General features: G+C 53.8%; 19 protein-coding genes. 16 read left to right on the top strand and 3 right to left on the bottom strand.

The features are described 5' to 3' along the window. Window positions 1–290 precede the first annotated feature (290 nt). The 9 genes from Z042_RS18165 (at window position 291) to Z042_RS18125 (ending at window position 9872) form a co-directional block, all read left to right on the top strand. Entirely contained in the window at window positions 291–1298 is a 1008-nt protein-coding gene (locus Z042_RS18165; RefSeq protein ID WP_024910198.1) for a 3-oxoacyl-[acyl-carrier-protein] synthase III C-terminal domain-containing protein, read from the top strand. Beyond that, a complete protein-coding gene (locus Z042_RS18160) occupies window positions 1295–2311 on the top strand; it encodes an NAD-dependent epimerase/dehydratase family protein (RefSeq protein WP_024910199.1) in 1017 nt (338 codons plus the stop codon). Before Z042_RS18165 ends, Z042_RS18160 begins: the two co-directional genes overlap by 4 nt. Next, complete coding sequence (locus Z042_RS18155) at window positions 2304–3110, top strand: MBL fold metallo-hydrolase (protein ID WP_024910200.1); 807 nt, start codon at window positions 2304–2306, stop codon at window positions 3108–3110. The genes Z042_RS18160 and Z042_RS18155 overlap by 8 nt, the downstream gene beginning before the upstream one ends. Beyond that, complete coding sequence (locus Z042_RS18150; protein WP_024910201.1) at window positions 3107–4390, top strand: F390 synthetase-related protein; 1284 nt, start codon at window positions 3107–3109, stop codon at window positions 4388–4390. Before Z042_RS18155 ends, Z042_RS18150 begins: the two co-directional genes overlap by 4 nt. Continuing rightward, a complete protein-coding gene (locus Z042_RS18145; RefSeq protein WP_024910202.1) occupies window positions 4390–5007 on the top strand; it encodes a phosphatase PAP2 family protein in 618 nt (205 codons plus the stop codon). The genes Z042_RS18150 and Z042_RS18145 overlap by 1 nt, the downstream gene beginning before the upstream one ends. Next, the gene (locus tag Z042_RS18140; RefSeq protein ID WP_024910203.1) at window positions 5004–6137 is read left to right on the top strand and encodes a sterol desaturase family protein; all 1134 of its coding nucleotides are present in this window, start codon (window positions 5004–5006) and stop codon (window positions 6135–6137) included. The genes Z042_RS18145 and Z042_RS18140 overlap by 4 nt, the downstream gene beginning before the upstream one ends. Continuing rightward, window positions 6130–7221: a fatty acid desaturase family protein gene (locus Z042_RS18135; RefSeq protein ID WP_024910204.1), complete on the top strand. Its 1092-nt coding sequence runs from the start codon at window positions 6130–6132 to the stop codon at window positions 7219–7221. The genes Z042_RS18140 and Z042_RS18135 overlap by 8 nt, the downstream gene beginning before the upstream one ends. A 5-nt stretch (window positions 7222–7226) precedes the next feature. Next, window positions 7227–8309: a fatty acid desaturase family protein gene (locus tag Z042_RS18130; RefSeq protein WP_024910205.1), complete on the top strand. Its 1083-nt coding sequence runs from the start codon at window positions 7227–7229 to the stop codon at window positions 8307–8309. 144 nt (window positions 8310–8453) lie between these two features. Next, window positions 8454–9872, top strand: a complete 1419-nt coding sequence (locus Z042_RS18125) for an aminotransferase-like domain-containing protein (RefSeq protein ID WP_024910206.1) — start codon at window positions 8454–8456, stop codon at window positions 9870–9872. A gap of 1 nt (window position 9873) precedes the next feature. On the opposite strand, the gene Z042_RS18120 is transcribed toward Z042_RS18125, so the two are convergent. Then, window positions 9874–10848: an alpha/beta hydrolase gene (locus Z042_RS18120; protein WP_024910207.1), complete on the bottom strand. Its 975-nt coding sequence runs from the start codon at window positions 10846–10848 to the stop codon at window positions 9874–9876. 647 nt (window positions 10849–11495) lie between these two features. On the opposite strand from Z042_RS18120, the gene Z042_RS18115 reads away from it, so the two are divergent. The 6 genes from Z042_RS18115 to Z042_RS26140 all read left to right on the top strand — a co-directional run bounded on the left by Z042_RS18115 (window position 11496) and on the right by Z042_RS26140 (window position 17915). Further along, window positions 11496–12710, top strand: a complete 1215-nt coding sequence (locus Z042_RS18115; RefSeq protein WP_024910208.1) for an aspartate aminotransferase family protein — start codon at window positions 11496–11498, stop codon at window positions 12708–12710. Between the two features lie 109 nt (window positions 12711–12819). Further along, window positions 12820–13854, top strand: coding sequence for an arginine N-succinyltransferase (gene astA, locus Z042_RS18110; protein ID WP_024910209.1), 1035 nt, complete (start codon window positions 12820–12822; stop codon window positions 13852–13854). Then, entirely contained in the window at window positions 13854–15326 is a 1473-nt protein-coding gene (astD, locus tag Z042_RS18105) for a succinylglutamate-semialdehyde dehydrogenase (protein ID WP_024910210.1), read from the top strand. Before astA ends, astD begins: the two co-directional genes overlap by 1 nt. An 18-nt stretch (window positions 15327–15344) precedes the next feature. After that, the gene (gene astB, locus Z042_RS18100) at window positions 15345–16685 is read left to right on the top strand and encodes an N-succinylarginine dihydrolase (protein ID WP_024910211.1); all 1341 of its coding nucleotides are present in this window, start codon (window positions 15345–15347) and stop codon (window positions 16683–16685) included. A gap of 12 nt (window positions 16686–16697) precedes the next feature. Next, entirely contained in the window at window positions 16698–17681 is a 984-nt protein-coding gene (astE, locus tag Z042_RS18095) for a succinylglutamate desuccinylase (protein WP_024910212.1), read from the top strand. A gap of 63 nt (window positions 17682–17744) precedes the next feature. Continuing rightward, a complete protein-coding gene (locus Z042_RS26140) occupies window positions 17745–17915 on the top strand; it encodes a hypothetical protein (RefSeq protein ID WP_154666994.1) in 171 nt (56 codons plus the stop codon). A 77-nt stretch (window positions 17916–17992) separates the two neighbouring features. Here Z042_RS26140 and Z042_RS18090 read toward each other — a convergent pair whose 3' ends face one another. Continuing rightward, window positions 17993–18190: a YdfD/YebW family protein gene (locus Z042_RS18090; RefSeq protein WP_024910213.1), complete on the bottom strand. Its 198-nt coding sequence runs from the start codon at window positions 18188–18190 to the stop codon at window positions 17993–17995. Between the two features lie 429 nt (window positions 18191–18619). Here Z042_RS18090 and Z042_RS18085 point away from each other — a divergent pair, with 429 nt between their 5' ends. Continuing rightward, window positions 18620–18982, top strand: coding sequence for a DUF1304 domain-containing protein (locus Z042_RS18085; protein WP_024910214.1), 363 nt, complete (start codon window positions 18620–18622; stop codon window positions 18980–18982). Between the two features lie 8 nt (window positions 18983–18990). On the opposite strand, the gene Z042_RS18080 is transcribed toward Z042_RS18085, so the two are convergent. Further along, window positions 18991–19377: a helix-turn-helix domain-containing protein gene (locus Z042_RS18080; protein WP_024910215.1), complete on the bottom strand. Its 387-nt coding sequence runs from the start codon at window positions 19375–19377 to the stop codon at window positions 18991–18993. Window positions 19378–19469 lie beyond the last annotated feature (92 nt).

Below are 19469 nucleotides of genomic sequence, written 5' to 3'. Positions count from 1 at the left end.
ACCGTCCCTTTATCAGGTTGGCAATATTGACTTACCGCCCATTTTTAGCCATCAATTAATCATTCCTTCACCGAGATCCTGTGGATCTCTTTTCACCGTTGATTTACGCTATTTTACGCTCAAACCAATGATGAGTTAAACAAACGGAATCAATCGGTAAAAATGCCCGTTGGCGTTTTCTTTATACTGATTTAAAACAAAGGCTTGGCTGAAACGGCATGTTATCTTCAATGAGCAGTGCTTAGTGTTTGGCCTGCTGAATTATGGATAAGCAGACTGAATAACTCACCATGATGATTGAAAGGCTTTCCCACAGCGTACTTCCGCTCAAGATTATTGCCACAGGAGCGGCCTTACCACCGCACTGTGTTACGTCGGCGGCGTTGGATCAACGGCTGAATAAACCAGCAGGTTATGTAGAAAAACGTTCGGGCATTGTTCACCGCTTCCATGCCAGTAATGAGGCCAGCCAGGCTGAACTGGCGGTGGCGGCGTTAAATAATGCGTTATCCCTCCATCATCTCAGCCATAATTCTATCGATCTGCTGATTTCGGCTTCGGCGATTGCCGTGCAGGCGCTGCCGTTCAGCGCTGCTCATATTCTCAAACTGGCCGGGCTGCCACAGGGCACCGCCGGTTTTGATATCAATACCAGCTGCATCAGTTTTATCTCTGCCCTGCAAGTGGCGGCAGGATTGCTCAATACCGGCGTTTACCGGCGGATTGCGATTGTCTCTGCTGATATCGCCTCCCGGGGAATAGACTGGGCTGATGAAGAATCCGCGCTGATTTTTGGCGATGGCGCGGCCTGTGCCATCGTTGAACGCGGTGACGGGCGTAGCGGTATCCTGTCTTACCTGATGGAAACCTATCCTGAAGGTAGCGAACTGTGTGAAATCAGGGCGGGCGGCACGCGCCGCAACCCACGTGCCGGGATGAGCGACAGCGATTTCCTGTTTCATATGAACGGCAAACAATTATTCCGCCAGGCTTCTGCGCTGATAGAAAGTTTTCTAAGGCGTCTGTTGGCGGCTGGACGGCTCACGCTGGCGCAGGTGGGCACCGTGGTGCCACACCAGGCCAGCCATCTTTCATTGGAACATATGCGTAAACGATTGCATGTCACGCCAGATACGTTAATTGATATTTATCGCTACCGGGGCAATCAGGTGGCGGCTTCGATCCCTTCCGCACTGCATGAAGCGGCCACGACCGGCAGACTTAGCGCCGGCAAACCGGTCATGCTGATTGGCACCGCCGCAGGGTTGGCTCTCGGTGGCATGGTGTTATTGCCATGAAGGTGTTAGTAACCGGGGCAACCAGCGGGCTGGGGCGCAATGCTACCGAATGGTTACTGGCCGCTGGGCATCAGGTACAGGCAACCGGGCGGGATGAGGCTGTCGGGCGCTTGTTGGTGGCTCAGGGGGCGAAGTTTACCGCATTGGATCTGACCCGCGCAGGAGAAGAACAGTGTGAAAAACTGATGGCGGGTTGCGATGTGGTTTGGCACTGTGCCGCCAAATCTTCTCCTTGGGGAAGTCGTGCGGAGTTTTATCAGGCCAACACCTATGTGACGGATAAACTGGCTCAGGCCGCCGGGCGCTGCGGCATACCACGATTTATTCATATCTCAACGCCTGCGGTCTATTTCGACTTCAAACACCATCACAATATTACGGAAAGTGAGTTTGCCGACCGCTTTGCCAATTATTATGCGGCCAGCAAGTTTGCCGCAGAGCAGAATATTGCGGCGTTGCTGCACCGCTACCCGCAAACCACCTATCTGATTTTGCGGCCACGTGGCCTGTTTGGGCCCTATGATCGGGTGATTATGCCCAGAATATTGGCACAGCTACGGCGCGATAACGGTGTACTGCGCCTGCCTGGCGGCGGAAAAGCCTGCCTGGACCTGACCTTTGTGCTGAATGTGGTACATGCGCTGGATCTGGCCAGCCACAAAGAGCATTTAACGTCCGGCAGTATTTACAACATCACCAATCAACAACCGCAGCCGCTGGCGGAGATGTTGCACCAGTTGCTCGGCCAGCAGCTCGGTTGGCAATATCGCTTGCAGGCCGTACCTTATCGGTTATTGCTGTCATTGGCATGCGGAATGGAACTGTTCGCGTTGCTCACCGATAAAGAACCGGCCTTGACGCGCTATAGCGTGGCGGCAGCCTATTTTGACATGACGCTGGATAATACCCGGGCGATTGAAGAATTGGGGTATCGCCCATGTTATAGCCTGGAACAAGGGATCGCGCTGACGGGCCAGTGGCTGCAACAGCAAGGGCTGGCTGGGCATGGCTAAAATTACCCCTTTTGAAATCGGCTATTGCACCCATTTGGGTTGCATGGTGCTGCGTGGTTCTGCGATGCGCAGCTGCAAGTTCCCTTCCAGAGCCTATCTGCTGGAAGTGGGGGAACGTCGTTGGCTGTGGGACACCGGTTACGCCAGTCATTTCCAGCATTATACGGCCAGCGGCGTGTTTCGCCTGTATCGGCAGGTGACGCCGGTGTATTTCAACCCTGACGAGGCGCTGGCCGCACAGCTTCATCGCCTGGGGCTAATGGCTCAGGATCTTGAGGCGGTAATTATTTCGCATTTTCATGCCGATCATATTGCTGGCCTGCGCGATTTCAGCACCCTTAACATGATTTGTTCTGGCGAAGGTTGGCAGCAAACCCGCGGCCTGCGTGGTATAGCGGCCTTGAAACGAGCCTTTGTACCGGGGTTGATCCCAGAAGATTTCGAAGCGGCCTTGCAGTTTGTGGAGTCATTCCCGCAGCAGAGCCTGCCCGCTGCGTTGGCACCGTTTCAGCAGGGTTATGCGTTGCCGGGCAGCGCCGGGCAAATCGTTATTGTGCCGCTGCCGGGGCATGCCGCCGGGCACCTTGGCGCGTTTGTGCAAACCGATGAAGGTTGGCGGTTGCTGGCGAGTGACGCCGCCTGGTCGCCGCTGAACTATCAGCAACTGCATTACCCGTCACGCCTGGCTAACCTGATCATGGATAATCCGCACAGCTACTATCAGACGCTTGGCGCACTGCACCAGCTCTATCTTGGCGGATCGGCGCAGATCCACCTGTGCCACGAGGGGGAACTGTGATCCCGTTGATGACGCTGTGGCATTACCTGCGTGCGCGGCGGCTGCGTTTTTCACAACGTGCGGCGTTGGAAGCGTATCAGGCCCGCCAATTGCGGCGTTTTGCGCGCCGTGTATTGGCAAAAAGCCCTTATTTTCAGCCTTACAGCGCCTTGCCGATCGCCGAGTGGCCGCAGATGGATAAAGCAGTCATGATGGCCAATTTTGACCAGATGAACACCGCTGGCCTGCGACTGAGTGCTCTGTTGGCGTGCGCCCAGCGCGCGGAAACCGAACGTGATTTTACGCCAAAAGTAGGGCAGTACAGCGTTGGGTTATCAACCGGAACTTCTGGGCGGCGCGGCGTGTTCGTTGTCAGCCCTCAGGAACAGCAGATTTGGGCCGGTGGTATGTTGGCGAAAATGTTGCCGCAAGGGGTATTTGCCGGTGAAAAAGTGGCCTTGTTCCTGCGAGCCGATAACAATCTGTACCATAGCGTCAATAACCGCTGGTTGAGTCTGACGTTTTACGATTTGTTCGCGCCTTTTGCCGGGCATTTGCCGCAGCTTGAACGAGAGCAACCCAGCATTATCGTTGCGCCTGCGCAGGTACTTTGTGCCTTGGCGACGGAAGTGCTGCGGGGCCAGATTCAGTTGCGGGCAAAGCGGGTAATCTCGGTGGCTGAAGTGCTGGAGCCGCAGGATCGCCAACTGTTGCAGCAGGTATTTAGCGAAGTGGCGGAAGTGTATCAGGCCACCGAAGGGTTTCTCGCGGCGACCTGTAGCCATGGCACCTTGCACCTTAATGAAGAATTTATCCACGTTGAGCCGCAGTGGATCGACGAACAGCGTTTCACCCCGCTGATCACCGATTTTACCCGCCGCACTCAGCCAGTCGTGCGCTACCGGTTGGACGATATTCTGGTACGGCGCGCTGAGCCTTGCCCTTGTGGGCAGGCCACTATGGCGCTGGATCGTATTGAAGGGCGCAGTGACGATCAACTGCAACTCCCCGGCCAACAAGGCGAACCGCAAAGGGTGTTCGCTGATTTATGTCGCCGGGTGATTGCCAATGCGTTGCCTGCGGTGGCAGATTACCGGCTGGTTCAGCATGGCGGCAACCGGTTGCAACTAATGGCCGATTGCCCGGCCGTAGCGTTAGAGGATTGCCAGCGGCAGCTTATCGCGCTGTTTGAACAGCAGGGGATTGCGGTGGAACAACTGGAGTGGCAGTTGCAGGCGCAGGCGATTATGCCGCAGTTCGACGCCAAACGGCGGCGCATTGTCCGGTTGGCGGGGGCATAATGCAAGAGGTGCTGTACCGCTTATGGCAGATGTTGCTTGGCTGGGGCTTTGTCGGTTTGGTCTACCACAGCGCCGATCGTTGGCAGGGGCCAGGGCATATGCTGGCTCCCGGCTGGCTGGATCGCCTCATTCCTTTCAACCCGCAGGCTATCTGGCTCTACCTGTCGTTTTTTCTCATTATTCCACTGTGCTATCTGATTTGCCCGCGGCAGCGGGTGATTTGGCTCAGAAGCTCAATGCAGCTCAGCGCACTGGTGGCCGGTGCGGTTTATCTGCTGTGGCCGACCACCATGGATTACCCGCTTAACGAGGCCCACTCGCCCAGTTCAAGCTTATTAGCGGCATTAATCCGCGTAGACTCAGCGCAAAACTGCCTGCCTTCTTTACATATCGCCCTGACGGTGTTGGCCGTGTGGGCGGCTGCCGATGCGCAACACAAATGGCGCAGCGTCTTGCTGATGGCGTGGGGGCTGGCGATTGCGTTCTCGATTTTACAACTGCGCCGTCACCTGTTTATTGATCTGCTGAGCGGTGCAGCATTGGCGATGGTGGTAGGATGGGGCTGCTGGCGTATGCAATGGATGGGCGGTAAGAGCCGTCAAAGAGGGAAACAGTGATCGAGCTTGTAATACCGATTGTATTTATGCTGTGTGTGGTGCTGGGCGAGGCGCTGCTGTTGCAACGCAGAAATCGGGGCAGCGTGGATTGGCACGATGTGATCTTCAACCTCAATTCCGGGCACATCATGTTGTGGTTGTTCCGTGGCCTGGAGATCGCCTGCTACGGTTATGTGGTAACCCATTATAATCAGGGTTGGCTGAGCGATTGGCCAGCGGCGGCCGTGTGGCTGTTTACCCTGTTGGCCTGGGATTTTGGTTTTTACTGGTTGCACCGGTTACATCACCGTTTCCGTCTGCTGTGGGCGGTGCATGTGGTGCATCATCAAGGGGAAAACTTCAACCTGTCGCTGGGGGTGCGCAATTCATGGTATTCCTCGTTGACCTCGATCCCGTTCTTTATGCTGCTGGCGCTGGCCGGCGTGCCGCTAGCGGTATTTATTACGGTTTCCATCCTGCACTACGGTATCCAACTGTTTAACCACAATGCGTTGACGCCCCGCCTTGGTTTTCTGGAAAAAATCCTGGTGACTCCGGCGCATCATCGGGTGCACCACGTCAACGATTTGGCTTATTCCAACCGTAATTTTGGCGGCAGCTTTATTTTCTGGGACAAACTGTTCGGAACTTTTGGCCCGGCGTTGCCCACGGAGCCCTTCGCCTATGGCGTGCGTGGGGATAAATCTTCGGTGAACCCGTTCTGGGCCAGCAATCTGCCATTTCTGCGTTATTTCAGGCTGCCTTTCCAGCCTTCGGCCAAGGCTGCGCGTTTCCACTGTGCCGCAGGATGCATGGTCAGCGGTACGCTGCTGCTGTTCGCGCTGGTATTGGGCTATGTTTACCGCTATGGCTATGGTTACGATGGCCTGGTTGCTGAGCAGGCCGCGTTGTTTGTATTGCTGGCGCTTGGCGCAATGGCGCTGGGTGGGATGGCGGAAGGCCGTTATTGGGGTGTGGGGGTTTGGTTCGCTGTTGCGCTGGCGTTTCCTTTACTGCTGGTGCTACTGCTGGCGTGGCATCAGCCTTACTGGCTGATGGTGAGCGGCATGATTGCTTTACACGGTAGCGCCGTTGCGGTTGGCTGGGGCCGCCGCTTGCCCAGGTTGTCGGAGGAAAAAACGCATGGCTGATGTGTTGCCACCGCTGGTTTACCCGGCGGACGGCGAACAGGCATTCCACCGGGAACTGAAACGCCGGGCGCATGCGTATTTGAGCGCCCGGCACGATCACCGTTTTGCCGATCTGACACGCTGGTTCAAAGCCATCGTGTTGTTGGTGCTGTGCGTGTTTTTCTATTGGCTCAGCCTGCGGCAGCAGCAGGCGCTGGCGTTTATGTTGGGCTACTTTGCATTTGTGATGATGGGCATGTTGCTGAACGTGAACGTCAATCACGACGCTTCGCATAATGCCTTTGCGCGCACGCCGTGGGTGAATCGCCTGGCGGGGCGGTTGGTGACCATTCCGTTGGGTGTCGATCCTGATTACTGGCGGGTGCGGCATGTGGAATATCACCATGTGTATGCCAATGTGGAACATTACGATTTGGATACCGAAGAGAATGGTTTTTTCCGCCAAACCCCTTTCCAACGCTGGCGGGCATATATGCGCTATCAGCATGCTTATTGGCCGTTGATCGCTGCGTTGTCATTGCCCTATATCGCTCTGGTGTTCGATTGGTCGGATCGCTTGGGCAAAACCCCGTTGGCAGCCAAAGGCATTCTGGCCGGGCGCCAGGGCTGGGGCGTATTTATCGCCAGCAAGCTCTGCCACGTGCTGGTGGTGTTAGCGATCCCGCTGATAGTTGGGCATCAGCAGGGCATTGGTTGGCAAACCGTTCTGCTCGCCTATCTGTTGAGCCAGATGCTGGCTTCGCTGCTGGTAGTGTTTTTACTGCTGGGCACCCATTGGGCACAGGCCGAGTTTTACGCCGTGCCGGGGGGCGGTAAAATGCCGCAAGGGTGGTATCGGCACAACTTTGCTACGGCCTGTGATTGGCAAACTTCCCCGCTGTGGTTGCATCATTTTACCGGTGGGTTGAACTACCATTTGACTCACCATCTGTTCCCTGGCTGGAATCACCGTCACTATCCGGCGCTGGCGGCGATCTTGGCCGAGGTTGCTGCACGGCATGGTATGGATTATCGCTGCATTGGTTACCGCGAACTCTTGAGCCAGCAACAGCGTTTTTTGCGTGAAATGGGGCGGCAACCCTGATGCGAATGCCGGATACGACGCCGCTGCCCCCGTTGGCTTTTCAGCGTGAGAACGGGCATATCAACCAAGTGTTGGTGCGCGCCAGTCAGGCCTATCTGGCGCAACGGGGCGATCACCGTTTTGCCGACGGCGGGATGTTCGCCAAGGTGCTGGTGCTGATCCTGCTGTGTGCCTTCTGCTATTACGCCAGTTTGCGGCAACACAACGGTTGGGCCTATTTCGGCTGGTATGCCGGTTTTATCTTTTCCGCCATGATGCTGACGGTTAACGTGGTGCATGACGCTTCACACAACGCCTTTTTCAAACGAGCGAGCCTGAACCACTGGCTGAACTTTTTTGTCAGTATGCCATTAGGATTGGATGCCGATTGCTGGCGCGTGCGGCATGTTATTTTTCACCATGCTTACAATAATATCGAAGGTTACGACCCCGATATTGAAGCTAACGGCGTGCTGCGGCAAACCCCGTTCCAGCGCCGCAAAGCCTTTATGCGGGTGCAGCAATATTATTGGCCGCTTGTGGCCGCGCTGACCTTCCCGTACTACATCTGGCTATTTGATTGGCTGGATCGGGCTGGGAAAACGCGTATTACCCCTAAAATGCGGCTTCAGGGGGCGCAAGGCTGGGGGATGTTTCTGCTGAGTAAACTGGCTCATTTCACCTTGGCATTGGTAATACCCCTGTGGCTGATGTCGCCCGTGCTGGGTATCACGACCGTCTTGCTGGTTTATTTGTTGAGCCAGATGCTGTCGTCACTGGTGTTTGTCATGCTGATCGTTGGCACTCATTGGGCGAAAGCACGGTTTTATCAGGCTCCGGCGGTACAACATGGTTGGTATCAGCACGTGTTTTCCACCACTTTTGACTGGCAGACTTCCCCGCAATGGCTGGGGTATTGGCTGGGCGGGGCCAATCTGCATCTGACTCATCATCTCTTCCCCCACTGGAGCCACCGGCATTATCCAGCGTTGGCCAGAATCATTGCCGACGTAGCTGCGCAATATGGTTTGGATTATCAGTGCCTGGATCTGAAAACATTACTGGTATTGCAGCAGCGTTTTCTGGCGGCAATGGGGCGCAAACCGTAGATTCATCATGCCCAGGTGGTAAAAATTAAGTAAAGCGGTTGCTTTTTTTATTCAGCGCTCAGTGAGCAATGATCTCTAAAGTACAGTTATAATAATTTTGATTAATTCATTTTTACCTATAACAGTTAATGTAATTGGGATCACATGACCAGATACGAACAACTTGCCCAGCAGGTGCGCGAACAAATCCAGAGTGGGGTATGGCGTGCCGGTGATAAGCTGCCTTCGCTACGCGAAAGTGGTAAACGCGCCGGGCTGAGTTTGATGACGGTGGTACAAGCTTACCAATTGCTGGAAAGCCAGGGCTGGATTGTTGCCCGGCCACAGTCCGGTTATTACGTGGCTGCCCATGCTCAGCCACTGCCGCAGGTGGTGCGTAGTGAAAAGCTGTTATTGAGTGAACAGGTTGATATCAACACCTTTATTTTCGACGTGTTACAGGCGTGTAAAGACCCAGAGATTGTGCCATTTGGTTCTGCTTTTCCTGATGCTACGCTGTTTATGCAGCCAAAGTTGGCGCGAGCATTGAGCGGTGTGGCACGCAAATTCACCCCACACAACTCGTTAGCCAATCTGCCGCCAGGGAATGAGGCCTTGCGTCGCCATATTGCCCAGCGTTACGTATTGAGTGGCATACAGGTGGTGCCGGATGAGATCGTGATCACTGCCGGTGCGATGGAGTCACTGAACCTCAGTCTACAGGCGGTGACGCAGCCGGGTGACTATGTGGCGATTGAATCTCCGGCATTTTATGGCGCGTTACAGGCCTTGGAACGCCTGCGGTTGAAGGCAGTGGCGATTGCCACTCATCCGCAAGATGGCATCGATCTGGATTCGTTACAGCAAGCGCTGGAGCAGTACCCGATCAGAGCCTGCTGGTTGATGACCAATTTCCAGAATCCACAGGGCGCCACTATGCCCCAGAAGAACAAGCAACGCTTGGTCAGCTTGCTGCATGAGCGCCAGATCTCATTGATTGAAGATGATGTGTACGGTGAACTGTACTTTGCCGCCGATCGCCCGCTGCCAGCCAAAGCGCTGGACAGTGATGGCCAGATTCTGCATTGCTCGTCGTTTTCCAAATGCCTGGCACCGGGGTTCCGTGTGGGTTGGGTGGCGGCTGGGCGCTATGCGCCACAGATCCAGCGGCTGCAATTGTTGAGTACCGTTTCAACCAGCGTACCCATGCAAATGGCGATCGCGGATTACCTGCTGCACGGCGGGTATGATACCCATTTGCGCCGCTTACGCCGTTTGCTGGCTTTGCGGCAAAGTGTGATGAGCCAGGCGATTGCCCATTATTTCCCGCCAACGGTCAAAGTCAGCCAACCGGTTGGCGGTTATTTTTTGTGGCTGGAATTGCGGCCTGAGCAATCTGCCATGGTGCTGTATCAACGCGCACTGGCCGAGGGGGTCAGTATTGCCCCTGGGCGGATGTTTACCACCAGCAACCATTTTGACCACTGTTTCCGCTTGAATGCGTCTTTCGACTGGAGCGACAAACATGAAACGGCGATCAAGACGTTAGCCAGACTGATCCGAGAATTGGAGCCGGTGGTATAGGTTAAGACAGATAATGCTTTAATGCCCGCCCGGCCTGGTGGAGGGCGGCATGTACCGCTGGAACATGGGCTATGGGGTTTAACAAACCATAATCGTGGATCAACCCGTTATACCGGGTGGCGGTAACCTCAACGCCAGCGGCGTTCAGCAGGCGGGCATAAGCTTCACCTTCGTCGCGCAGCACATCCAGTTCTGCGGTTTGCACCAGGGCCGGTGGCAAACCTTGCAGTTGCTCCGGTGAAGCATTGAGGGGAGAGGCGTAGGCTTCTTTACGCAGCGCTTTATCGGGAAGGTAATTATCCCAAAACCATTTCATCCTATTACGTGTCAGGAAATAGCCTTCAGCGAACTGATGATATGACTCGCTATCAAAACTGGCGTGTGTCACCGGCCACAGCAGGATCTGGCAGCGTAATGCCGGAGCGGCTTTCTCTTTGGCCATCAGGCTCACTACCGCTGCCATATTGCCGCCAACGCTGTTACCCACCACGGCCAAGCGAGTGCCATCAACATTGATTTTTTCGCCAAATTCTGCCACCCATTCCGTGGCGGCGTAAGCCTGATGAATGGCGGTGGGATAGTGCGCCTCTGGTGACGCGCTGTAATTGACGAAAACGGCAGCGGCCCCAGAATGATAAACCAAATCACGCACCAGCCGTTCATGAGTAGAGAAATCACCTGATACCCAGCCCCCGCCATGAAAGAACATAAATGCCGGTAATTTCCCCTTCACTCTGCTAGGGCGCACGATGTGCAACAGGAGGTCTTTTCCTAACGCGCGAATGGTTTTTTCTTCAATCTCAACGTCACGCAGCGGCACCTCTACGCTGCGTTGGGTGGCTTCCAATGTTTTGCGGGCCTCTTTCGGCCTCATGTGCTCTATCGGTTTAGCCGCACTGGTATTCAAAACGTGCAGAAAAGCGGCAATGTTGTGTTCCGCTGCGGGTTGGCTGGGATCAAAGGCTTTCTTAGGCATGCTGGCTCCTCAAATAACGGAGAACCGTGGATTGGTGCAATCAAAGTGTAGCTAATGGTGCTTATTTTGTATGGCGGCGAGCAGGCAAAAAGTGTGGCGGTAGCCTAGGTGCGGCATGAGGGTGGTTTGCCCTCATTGAGTGCATGCAATGCACCAATTTGAGGCGTAAGTGCGCAAGAGCCTCTCTTGGGCCAAATTATTTTTGCGAGCGCGATCAGAAAAACAGAAGAATTCTGCGATTGAATAGGATTTCGCCGCCAATGGTGATTTTACACCGTATTTTTCCCATTATTCATTAGCAATGCATAAATATTGAATATTTATGCATTGTAACTTGTTGTTTTAACGTAAAAAATTATAAAATTCACTGAAAAACCCAATCTGGCACGATAGCTGCTCTACACTCTTTATTAAATGACATGTATTTTAACTGTTCATTAACATTTATTCCCCGTTCCGGGCGAGAAATACGGCAAATATAGCGAAAAACCGATCTTATGTAACAGATTTGTATCTGCATGGCGGGCGGTGAGGAGAATAATCGTTGGTCAGCAAACCGCTTCAGCGAGAGGTTTTTTGTGTTACTTCCGGTGTAGGAACGGCTCTTACAGTCAAAATTCAGCTTTTGCTGAAGTTATGAGGTCACTATGGAACAGCCAATTGCAGTTACCCGTCAGTCTTTCGATGACTGGATGGTACCGGTATATGCCCCTGCTGATTTTATTCTTGTGCAGGGCGAAGGTTCACAGGTTTGGGATCAACAAGGTAAATCTTACATTGATTTTGCCGGCGGGATCGCCGTGAACGCTTTGGGGCATGCGCATCCACAGGTGAAAGCCACGTTGATTGAGCAGGCAGGCAAGCTATGGCACCTAGGCAACGGTTATACCAATGAACCCGTGCTGCGGTTGGCAAAACAGCTGATTGACGCCACCTTTGCCGACAAAGTCTTTTTCTGTAATTCCGGGGCGGAAGCCAACGAAGCCGCGCTGAAATTGGCGCGCAAATATGCTCTGGATAATAGCGGTAGCGAAAAGAACCAGATTGTGGCGTTCAATAATGCTTTCCATGGCCGCACGTTGTTTACCGTTTCAGCAGGTGGCCAACCGAAGTATTCGCAGGATTTTGCCCCCTTGCCCGGTGGAATTATCCATACGCCGTTTAACGATTTGGCCGCAGCGGCAGAAGTGATTAATGCACAAACCTGTGCGGTGATCGTTGAGCCAATCCAGGGGGAAGGGGGGGTATTGCCAGCCGATCCGCTGTTCCTGCAAGGGCTGCGTGAGCTGTGCGACCGCCATGGTGCACTGCTGATTTTTGACGAGGTGCAAACCGGCGTGGGCCGCACCGGGCATCTGTATGCTTATATGCAGTATGCGGTGGTGCCAGATATCCTGACCACTGCGAAAGCGTTGGGGGGCGGTTTCCCGATTGGCGCCATGCTCACCACCAACAGGCTGGCAACAACGTTGAGCGTTGGTACGCATGGCACGACCTACGGCGGTAACCCACTGGCGGCTGCCGTAGCCGGGATGGTGTTCTCGCTGATTAATACCCCGGCAGTGCTGGAAGGGGTAAAACAGCGCCACCAGTGGTTTATTGATGGGTTGAACCAGATCAATCAGCAGTACCCGATTTTTGCGGAGATTCGCGGTGGTGGCTTGCTGATCGGGTGCGTACTGAATAAGGATTTTGCAGGCAAAGCCAAACAGATCACCCAACTGGCCAACGAAGAAGGGGTGATTGCCCTGATCGCAGGCCCGGATGTGGTGCGCTTTACCCCTTCACTGATCATCCCAGAACAGGATGTGAAAGAAGGGTTGGCGCGATTCGCACGTGCTATTGCGCGAATTTGCAGTTGATAAAGTGGCCGCACTTGTGCGGTGCGGCCTATCCCTAGCGGTAGCAAGTCACAGCTAAAACGGGTTGACTTGCAAGACGGTTAGGGAAACGATTTTCGAGGTTCGCATCATGATGATTATTCGCCCTATAGCGCGTCGCGATCTGGCTGATTTACTGACGCTCGCCAGTAAATCCGGTATTGGCCTGACTTCTTTGCCGCAGAATGAAGCGACCCTGTCGGCACGTATTGAACGGGCGTTAAAAACCTGGCAAGGCGAACTGCCGAAAAGTGAACAGTGCTACCTGTTTGCGCTGGAAGACACTGAACGTCAACAAGTGGTTGGCGTGAGTGCCATTGAGGTGGCCGTAGGGTTATCTGAACCTTGGTACAGTTTCCGGGTTGGCACACAGGTTCATGCGTCAAAACAGCTTAATGTGTATAAATCGGTGCCGACGCTGTTTCTGAGTAACGACCATACCGGGCATTCGGAATTGTGTACGCTGTTCCTCGATCCCGACTATCGGCATGGTGAGAACGGTAAACTGCTGTCTAAAGTGCGTTTCCTGTTTATATCGGCGTTCCGCGAGCATTTCTCCCGCAAGGTGATTGCTGAAATGCGTGGTTTTTCCGATGAGCATGGCCGTTCACCGTTTTGGGAAAGCGTGGGCCGCCATTTCTTTTCTATTGAGTTCGCCAAAGCGGATTACCTGAGTGGCACCGGGCAAAAAGCTTTTATCGCCGAGTTGATGCCAAAACACCCGCTGTACGTTGATTTTCTTGCTGAAGATGCTCAGAAGGTGATCGGTGAAGTCCACCCGCAGACGGCCCCGGCGCGCAAATTGCTGGAGTCGGAAGGGCTGCGTTATCAAGGGTATGTTGATATCTTCGACGGTGGCCCAACGCTGGAGGCGGAGATCGACGAAATCCGTGCGGTAAAAAGCAGCAAACTGGTGAAGGTGGTATTGGATAACGCCGTGGTGGGCAGCGATGCCCCAGCGTATCTGGTGGCCAACGATAATTATCCGCATTACCGCGCACTGTTGGTGCATGCCGAATTGTATGACGACCGTTTGCGTATCAATGCCGAAACTGCGGCAGCGCTCGGTGTGGAACAAGGCAGCCAGGTACGGGTAATCACGCTTATTGCACAGGAGAAAGCCTGATGTCACATCCTGCATTGTTGATTAACGGGGCTTGGCGGGTAGGCCAAGGGGCCGCCTTCAGTAAAACCGATCCGGTGGATAACCAACCGTTGTGGCAGGCTAACGCGGCGGATGCTGCCGATGTTGCGGCCGCCTGTGCAGCGGCACGCGGTGCTTTTTCTACCTGGGCTCGCACGCCGTTTGCCCAGCGTGAAGCGTTGGTCAAACGCTTTGCCGCCCTGCTGGAAGAACATAAACAGGTTTTGGCAGAGATCATCAGCCGTGAAACCAGCAAGCCGCGTTGGGAAACGTTGACCGAAGTGCAGGCGATGATCGGCAAAGTGGGGATATCGCTACAGGCCTATCAGACGCGCACTGGCGTAACAGAAACAGCCATGGCTGATGGTGCTTCCGTATTGCGCCATCGCCCGCACGGTGTGTTGGCGGTATTCGGGCCGTATAATTTTCCTGGGCATCTGCCGAACGGCCATATTGTGCCCGCCTTGCTGGCGGGTAACACCTTGGTGTTTAAACCGAGTGAACTGACGCCATTGACGGCAGAGGCAACGCTGAAACTCTGGTTGCAGGCGGGTTTACCGGCTGGGGTGATCAATCTGGTGCAGGGCGGGCGTGCAACCGGTGAAGCGTTGGCTGCCAGTTCGGATATCGATGGGTTGCTGTTCACCGGCAGTGCCAGTACCGGTTATCACCTGCATCGCCAGCTTGCTGGCCAGCCGGAAAAAATCCTGGCATTGGAGATGGGGGGCAATAACGCGCTGATCGTTGAACAGGTTGAAGATCGCGATGCGGTGGTGAACCTGGCGATCCAATCGGCGTTTATCTCTGCTGGGCAGCGTTGCACCTGTTCGCGCCGTATTCTGGTGAAGCGCGGGCAGGAAGGGGATGCTTTTATCGAACGACTGGTTCAGGTGGCGGGAACCTTACGCATTGGCCGCTGGGATGCCGAGCCACAGCCGTTTATGGGCGGAGTGATCTCAACGGCGGCGGCAGAGAAAATGCTGGCGGCACAGCAGCACTTGTTGGCATTAGGGGGAAAAGCGTTGTTGACGCTGCGGCAGTTGGAAAGCGGCAGTGCGCTACTGAGCCCCGGAATTATTGAAGTCACGGGCGTTGCTAATGTGCCGGACGAAGAATACTTCGGCCCGCTGACCACGATTATCCGCTACGACAGTTTCGACGAAGCACTGCGTATTGCCAATAACACGCGCTATGGGCTGTCTGTTGGGCTGGTGTCACCGCAGCGTGGGCTGTTCGAGCAACTGCTGCTGGAAGCGCGCGCTGGTATTGTGAACTGGAACAAACCCTTGACCGGGGCATCCAGTGCTGCCCCCTTTGGTGGCGTAGGGGCTTCGGGTAACCATCGGCCCAGTGCATTCTATGCGGCGGATTACTGCGCCTGGCCGATGGCTTCGCTGGAAAGCCCCGACCTGAGCTTGCCAACCAGTTTGGCCCCCGGCTTGTCGTTTAACTGAGGCCCGCAGGAGAGAAAGATGTTGGGATATGAAGTCAATTTCGATGGGTTGGTCGGTTTAACGCACCACTATGCAGGGCTGTCGTTTGGTAATGAAGCCTCGACACAACACCGCCATGCCGTATCCAATCCGCAGTTGGCGGCTAAGCAGGGCCTGCTGAAAATGAAAGCGCTGGCAGATTTGGGCTTTCAGCAAGGGGTGTTACCGCCGCAGGAACGCCCGCATCTGCCGATGCTGCGTAAGTTGGGGTTCTGTGGTTCTGACGAAAGTGTGCTGGTGCAGGCGATGCGCACTGCGCCGCAGCTGCTTTCGGCTCTCAGTTCAGCGTCTGCTATGTGGACGGCCAATGCGGCAACGGTGTCGCCTTCGGCTGACAGCGCCGATGGTAAAATACACTTCACCGCTGCCAACCTGAATAACAAGTTCCATCGTGCAATTGAGGCGGAAACCACCTCTGCCGTGTTGCAGGCGATCTTTAGCGATCGGCAGTATTTCATCCATCATGATGCGTTGCCGCAGGTGGCTTTATTTGGTGATGAAGGGGCGGCTAATCATAACCGGCTAGGTGGTGATTATGCCAAGCGCGGGGTGCAGGTGTTTGTTTATGGCCGCCAGGAGTTTGGCGGAAAGCAGGCACCTGTGCGCTATCCGGCGCGGCAGACGCGGGAAGCCAGTGAGGCGATTGCCCGTTTGCACCAGTTGGACCCGGAGCATACCGTATTTTTGCAGCAGAACCCGGAAGTGATCGATCAAGGGGTGTTCCATAACGATGTGATTGCGGTCAGCAATCAACAGGTTCTTTTTCATCATCAGCAAGCCTTCTGGCACCAGCAGCAGGGATTGGAACAGCTCCGGCGCCAAATGGCGGCAGTGGAAACTGAACTGGTGGCGATCGAAGTGCCAACCGCGCGCGTCAGCGTTGCGGATGCGGTGGCGACCTACCTGTTTAACAGCCAAATCCTGACCAAACCTGCTGGCCGGATGATGATTGTGGTACCGGAAGAATCTCGTCAGCATGCCGGGGTTTGGCAATACCTGACGGAAATGGTGGCCAGTGGTGGGCCGATTGATGAAATCAAGGTATTCGACCTGCGTGAAAGCATGCGCAACGGCGGCGGTCCTGCCTGCCTGCGGCTACGGGTGGCAATGAATGAGCCAGAGCTGCGGGCAATAAATCCACGGGTGCTGATGAACGATACGCTGTTTGCCACATTGAACCAGTGGGTTGATCGTTACTATCGCGATCGCCTGACGCAGCATGATCTGGCTGACCCGCAGTTGCTGCGTGAAGGGCGTGAGGCGCTGGATACCCTGACCTCCATCCTTGGATTGGGTTCTGTTTACCCGTTCCAGCAATAGCCGGAGCAATCTATGATTGACTTATTAGCCCTGACGTTGGCGGGGGAAGAGCCAGCGTCACCCTGTGGTGAAAACGCCAAATTGCGTTGGCAATGGCTGGGCGAAGGGTTATTCGAAATCTGCCCGCTGCACGGCTATCAACGGGCGGTGGTAATTTCGGCCGGTATCCATGGCAATGAAACGGCACCTATTGAATTACTTAACCAATGTGTGGGTGAGATACTCGCGGGTACCAGGCCGTTGGCGGTACGTTTGCTGGTGGTGCTGGGTAATCCGCCTGCGATGCGTGCTGGTAAACGCTATCTGACCAGTGATATGAACCGCATGTTCGGTGGCCGTTACGCTCAGTTTGAACCTAGTGGGGAAACTGCGCGGGCGCAGCAGTTGGAGCAGGCCATCAGTGCTTTCTTTGCCGGAGAAAGTGCTGCACGCTTTCACTTCGATTTACATACGGCGATCCGCGAATCGTGCTTACCACGCTTTGGCCTATTGCCGTTCCAGCAATGCCCATACAGTGCGGAAATGCTGGCATTGTTGGATGCCGCTGCGTTAGATGCTGTCGTGATCCACCAGGCTCCGGGGGGCACTTTCAGCCATTTTTCCAGTGAACAGATGCAGGCCGCCAGTTGTACGTTGGAACTGGGGAAGGCGCGGCCATTTGGCAGCAACGATTTACAACAATTTGCTGACATCCACCAGGCTCTGCGGGCGTTTATCAGCGCAGCGCCTTTACCACCACGCACACAGCGACCAATGCGGGTATTTCGCGTTGCACAATCACTGATTAAGCGCAGTGAAGCATTCAAACTTTACCTTAGCAATGACACAGCCAACTTTACTGAATTGGTGCAGGGAACGTTATTGTGTGAACAGCCAGGAGAAGTATATCGGGTACAACATGATACTGAGTGGATATTGTTCCCTAATCCCGCGGTCGCTTTAGGATTACGTGCTGGCATGATGTTGATCGAAGTACCTCGTAATACCCTGTTTTGAAACTCTCTGCGCTACGGCTATTTCTCGTGCTCGGTGTTAATAGCGAGAACGAGAAATAGCGCAGTGAGTTATGCTGCTATTCCAGCGATTAAAAGCAGTGAAGTATTAATTGTGATGTTGTATTTAACCGGGGGAAATCAGGTATTGGCCGATGGTGGGCAGGAAAGCCTGGTGCATTTTAAATTAATGGTTCGAGTAATATCACTTACCTCTAAAGAGGTGTATATTTCCTGAGTGCCCTATTTGAGTGGGAAAGTATTGCCGCATATTGAATCATCGAAAATAGATAATTTCGCTAATATTAAATTATATTAACGATGCATGTTTTGGCCCTGGTCAGTAGAGAACCAGAAACCATCAATGAAATCTTCAATCGGGTAGCATCCGGCGTGGCGAAGCTGCTGTTCCTGCATCACGGCCAGGCATTGCTGCTCATCACGCAGCACATCGAGCACTATGTCAGCACAGCCACCATCCAGATAGCAAACAAACATCACTAATGCGTACATAATTCTTTTATAGCCTCCGCGTTAATACCGTTATTGTTATTGTAGGCAAAGCTCCATCAGGTGTTGAATAAGACGCAGGATTTGTCGATGAGATCATTTAATGGGGAAGTGGCCTGGCAAAAATAAAAAAAACTGTGCTAAACTAAAGTTAATGTCATCGGGTAGATTTGGTCTGTTAACTAGCCGAAGTTTGTGGAGGCGCTATGAACCAATTACTCTCTCGTGCAAGGTTATTCCATGTTGTGATTGTGACAGCAGTATTTTGGGTTGCAATTGCAATGCTGCTCACCGTTATGCTGAATTGACTCTAAATGGTTAATAAAACCCGCTCGCTGCAGCGGGTTTTTTATAATGATAAACAGTATAGATAAATTGGATATAAGGTTTATACTTTCATATATCAATTCTCTCCAAAAAGCGTCATAAAATATGATACTCATTGCCACAATTCTGGTTGGTCTTGTTGCCGTCCTGCATATTTATATTTTTGTGCTGGAGGTTTTTCTGTGGCAAAAACCCGTAGGCAGACGAGCTTTTGGCACAACCGCAGAGTTTGCTGCCGCCACGCATGTGTTGGCGGCAAATCAGGGCGTGTATAACGGCTTTCTTGCTGTGGGGTTACTGTGGGGGGCGCTGCGCCATGATATGGCGATTCAACTGTTCTTTCTTGGTTGTGTGCTGGTGGCCGGCATTTTTGGCGGCCTGACTGCCAGCCGTAAAATCCTTCTGGTGCAGGCATTACCCGCATTGTTAGCCATCCTGGCATTATTGGCGGCGGGCTACAGTGGCTGAAGCGTGATTCAGGCCATTTTCTGGTGAATGATGTGCAATGGGGGAGCGATGTGCAGATCCACGCTCAGATCCTGGCGGAAATCATAAGGCGTGATATTAAAACGTTTTCTGAACATGTAAGTGAAATGCGACTGAGAGCCGAAGCCGAAATCCAGCGCGATATCAAAAATTGAAGCTTCACTGCTGCGCAACTGGTAGACCGCTCCGGCGAGGCGGCGTTCGCGAATATATTTACCCAAAGAGATGCCGGTCGCTTCTTTGAACAACTTCTGCATATGCCACAGTGAGTAGCCGGAATATTCGGCCAACTCTTCCAGATGGATGACTCGTCCGAGGTGCGTTTCAACCCATTTGCTCAGGGCGCAGACTAATGAGAGATGGTGTTCTTGTATCATCAGTGGGTCTGTGTAAGATCGTCATTGCTGGGGAGTATACACAACTTGCCGCCTTGGACAAAAAGGTGGTGGATGATACGATGCATGGGCAA

Source organism: Chania multitudinisentens RB-25 (assembly GCF_000520015.2).
In the GTDB taxonomy this organism is placed as follows: Bacteria; Pseudomonadota; Gammaproteobacteria; order Enterobacterales; family Enterobacteriaceae; genus Chania; species Chania multitudinisentens.
The sequence above is the reverse complement of the archived record's forward strand: the minus strand, read 5'-3'. Positions and strand labels throughout refer to the sequence as shown.

Excerpts from the sequence above, each read along its gene's own strand:
- Z042_RS18160 (WP_024910199.1), top strand. The coding sequence starts at position 1,295 with ATGAAGGTGTTAGTAACCGGGGCAACCAGCGGGCTGGGGCGCAATGCT.
- Z042_RS18135 (WP_024910204.1), top strand. The coding sequence starts at position 6,130 with ATGGCTGATGTGTTGCCACCGCTGGTTTACCCGGCGGACGGCGAACAG.
- astD (WP_024910210.1), top strand. The coding sequence starts at position 13,854 with ATGTCACATCCTGCATTGTTGATTAACGGGGCTTGGCGGGTAGGCCAA.
- Z042_RS18115 (WP_024910208.1), top strand. The coding sequence starts at position 11,496 with ATGGAACAGCCAATTGCAGTTACCCGTCAGTCTTTCGATGACTGGATG.
- astE (WP_024910212.1), top strand. The coding sequence starts at position 16,698 with ATGATTGACTTATTAGCCCTGACGTTGGCGGGGGAAGAGCCAGCGTCA.
- Z042_RS18125 (WP_024910206.1), top strand. The coding sequence starts at position 8,454 with ATGACCAGATACGAACAACTTGCCCAGCAGGTGCGCGAACAAATCCAG.
- Z042_RS18080 (WP_024910215.1), bottom strand. The coding sequence starts at position 19,377 with ATGATACAAGAACACCATCTCTCATTAGTCTGCGCCCTGAGCAAATGG.
- Z042_RS18155 (WP_024910200.1), top strand. The coding sequence starts at position 2,304 with ATGGCTAAAATTACCCCTTTTGAAATCGGCTATTGCACCCATTTGGGT.
- Z042_RS18130 (WP_024910205.1), top strand. The coding sequence starts at position 7,227 with ATGCCGGATACGACGCCGCTGCCCCCGTTGGCTTTTCAGCGTGAGAAC.
- Z042_RS18145 (WP_024910202.1), top strand. The coding sequence starts at position 4,390 with ATGCAAGAGGTGCTGTACCGCTTATGGCAGATGTTGCTTGGCTGGGGC.
- astA (WP_024910209.1), top strand. The coding sequence starts at position 12,820 with ATGATGATTATTCGCCCTATAGCGCGTCGCGATCTGGCTGATTTACTG.
- Z042_RS18165 (WP_024910198.1), top strand. The coding sequence starts at position 291 with ATGATGATTGAAAGGCTTTCCCACAGCGTACTTCCGCTCAAGATTATT.
- Z042_RS18120 (WP_024910207.1), bottom strand. The coding sequence starts at position 10,848 with ATGCCTAAGAAAGCCTTTGATCCCAGCCAACCCGCAGCGGAACACAAC.
- Z042_RS18085 (WP_024910214.1), top strand. The coding sequence starts at position 18,620 with ATGATACTCATTGCCACAATTCTGGTTGGTCTTGTTGCCGTCCTGCAT.
- astB (WP_024910211.1), top strand. The coding sequence starts at position 15,345 with ATGTTGGGATATGAAGTCAATTTCGATGGGTTGGTCGGTTTAACGCAC.
- Z042_RS18090 (WP_024910213.1), bottom strand. The coding sequence starts at position 18,190 with ATGTACGCATTAGTGATGTTTGTTTGCTATCTGGATGGTGGCTGTGCT.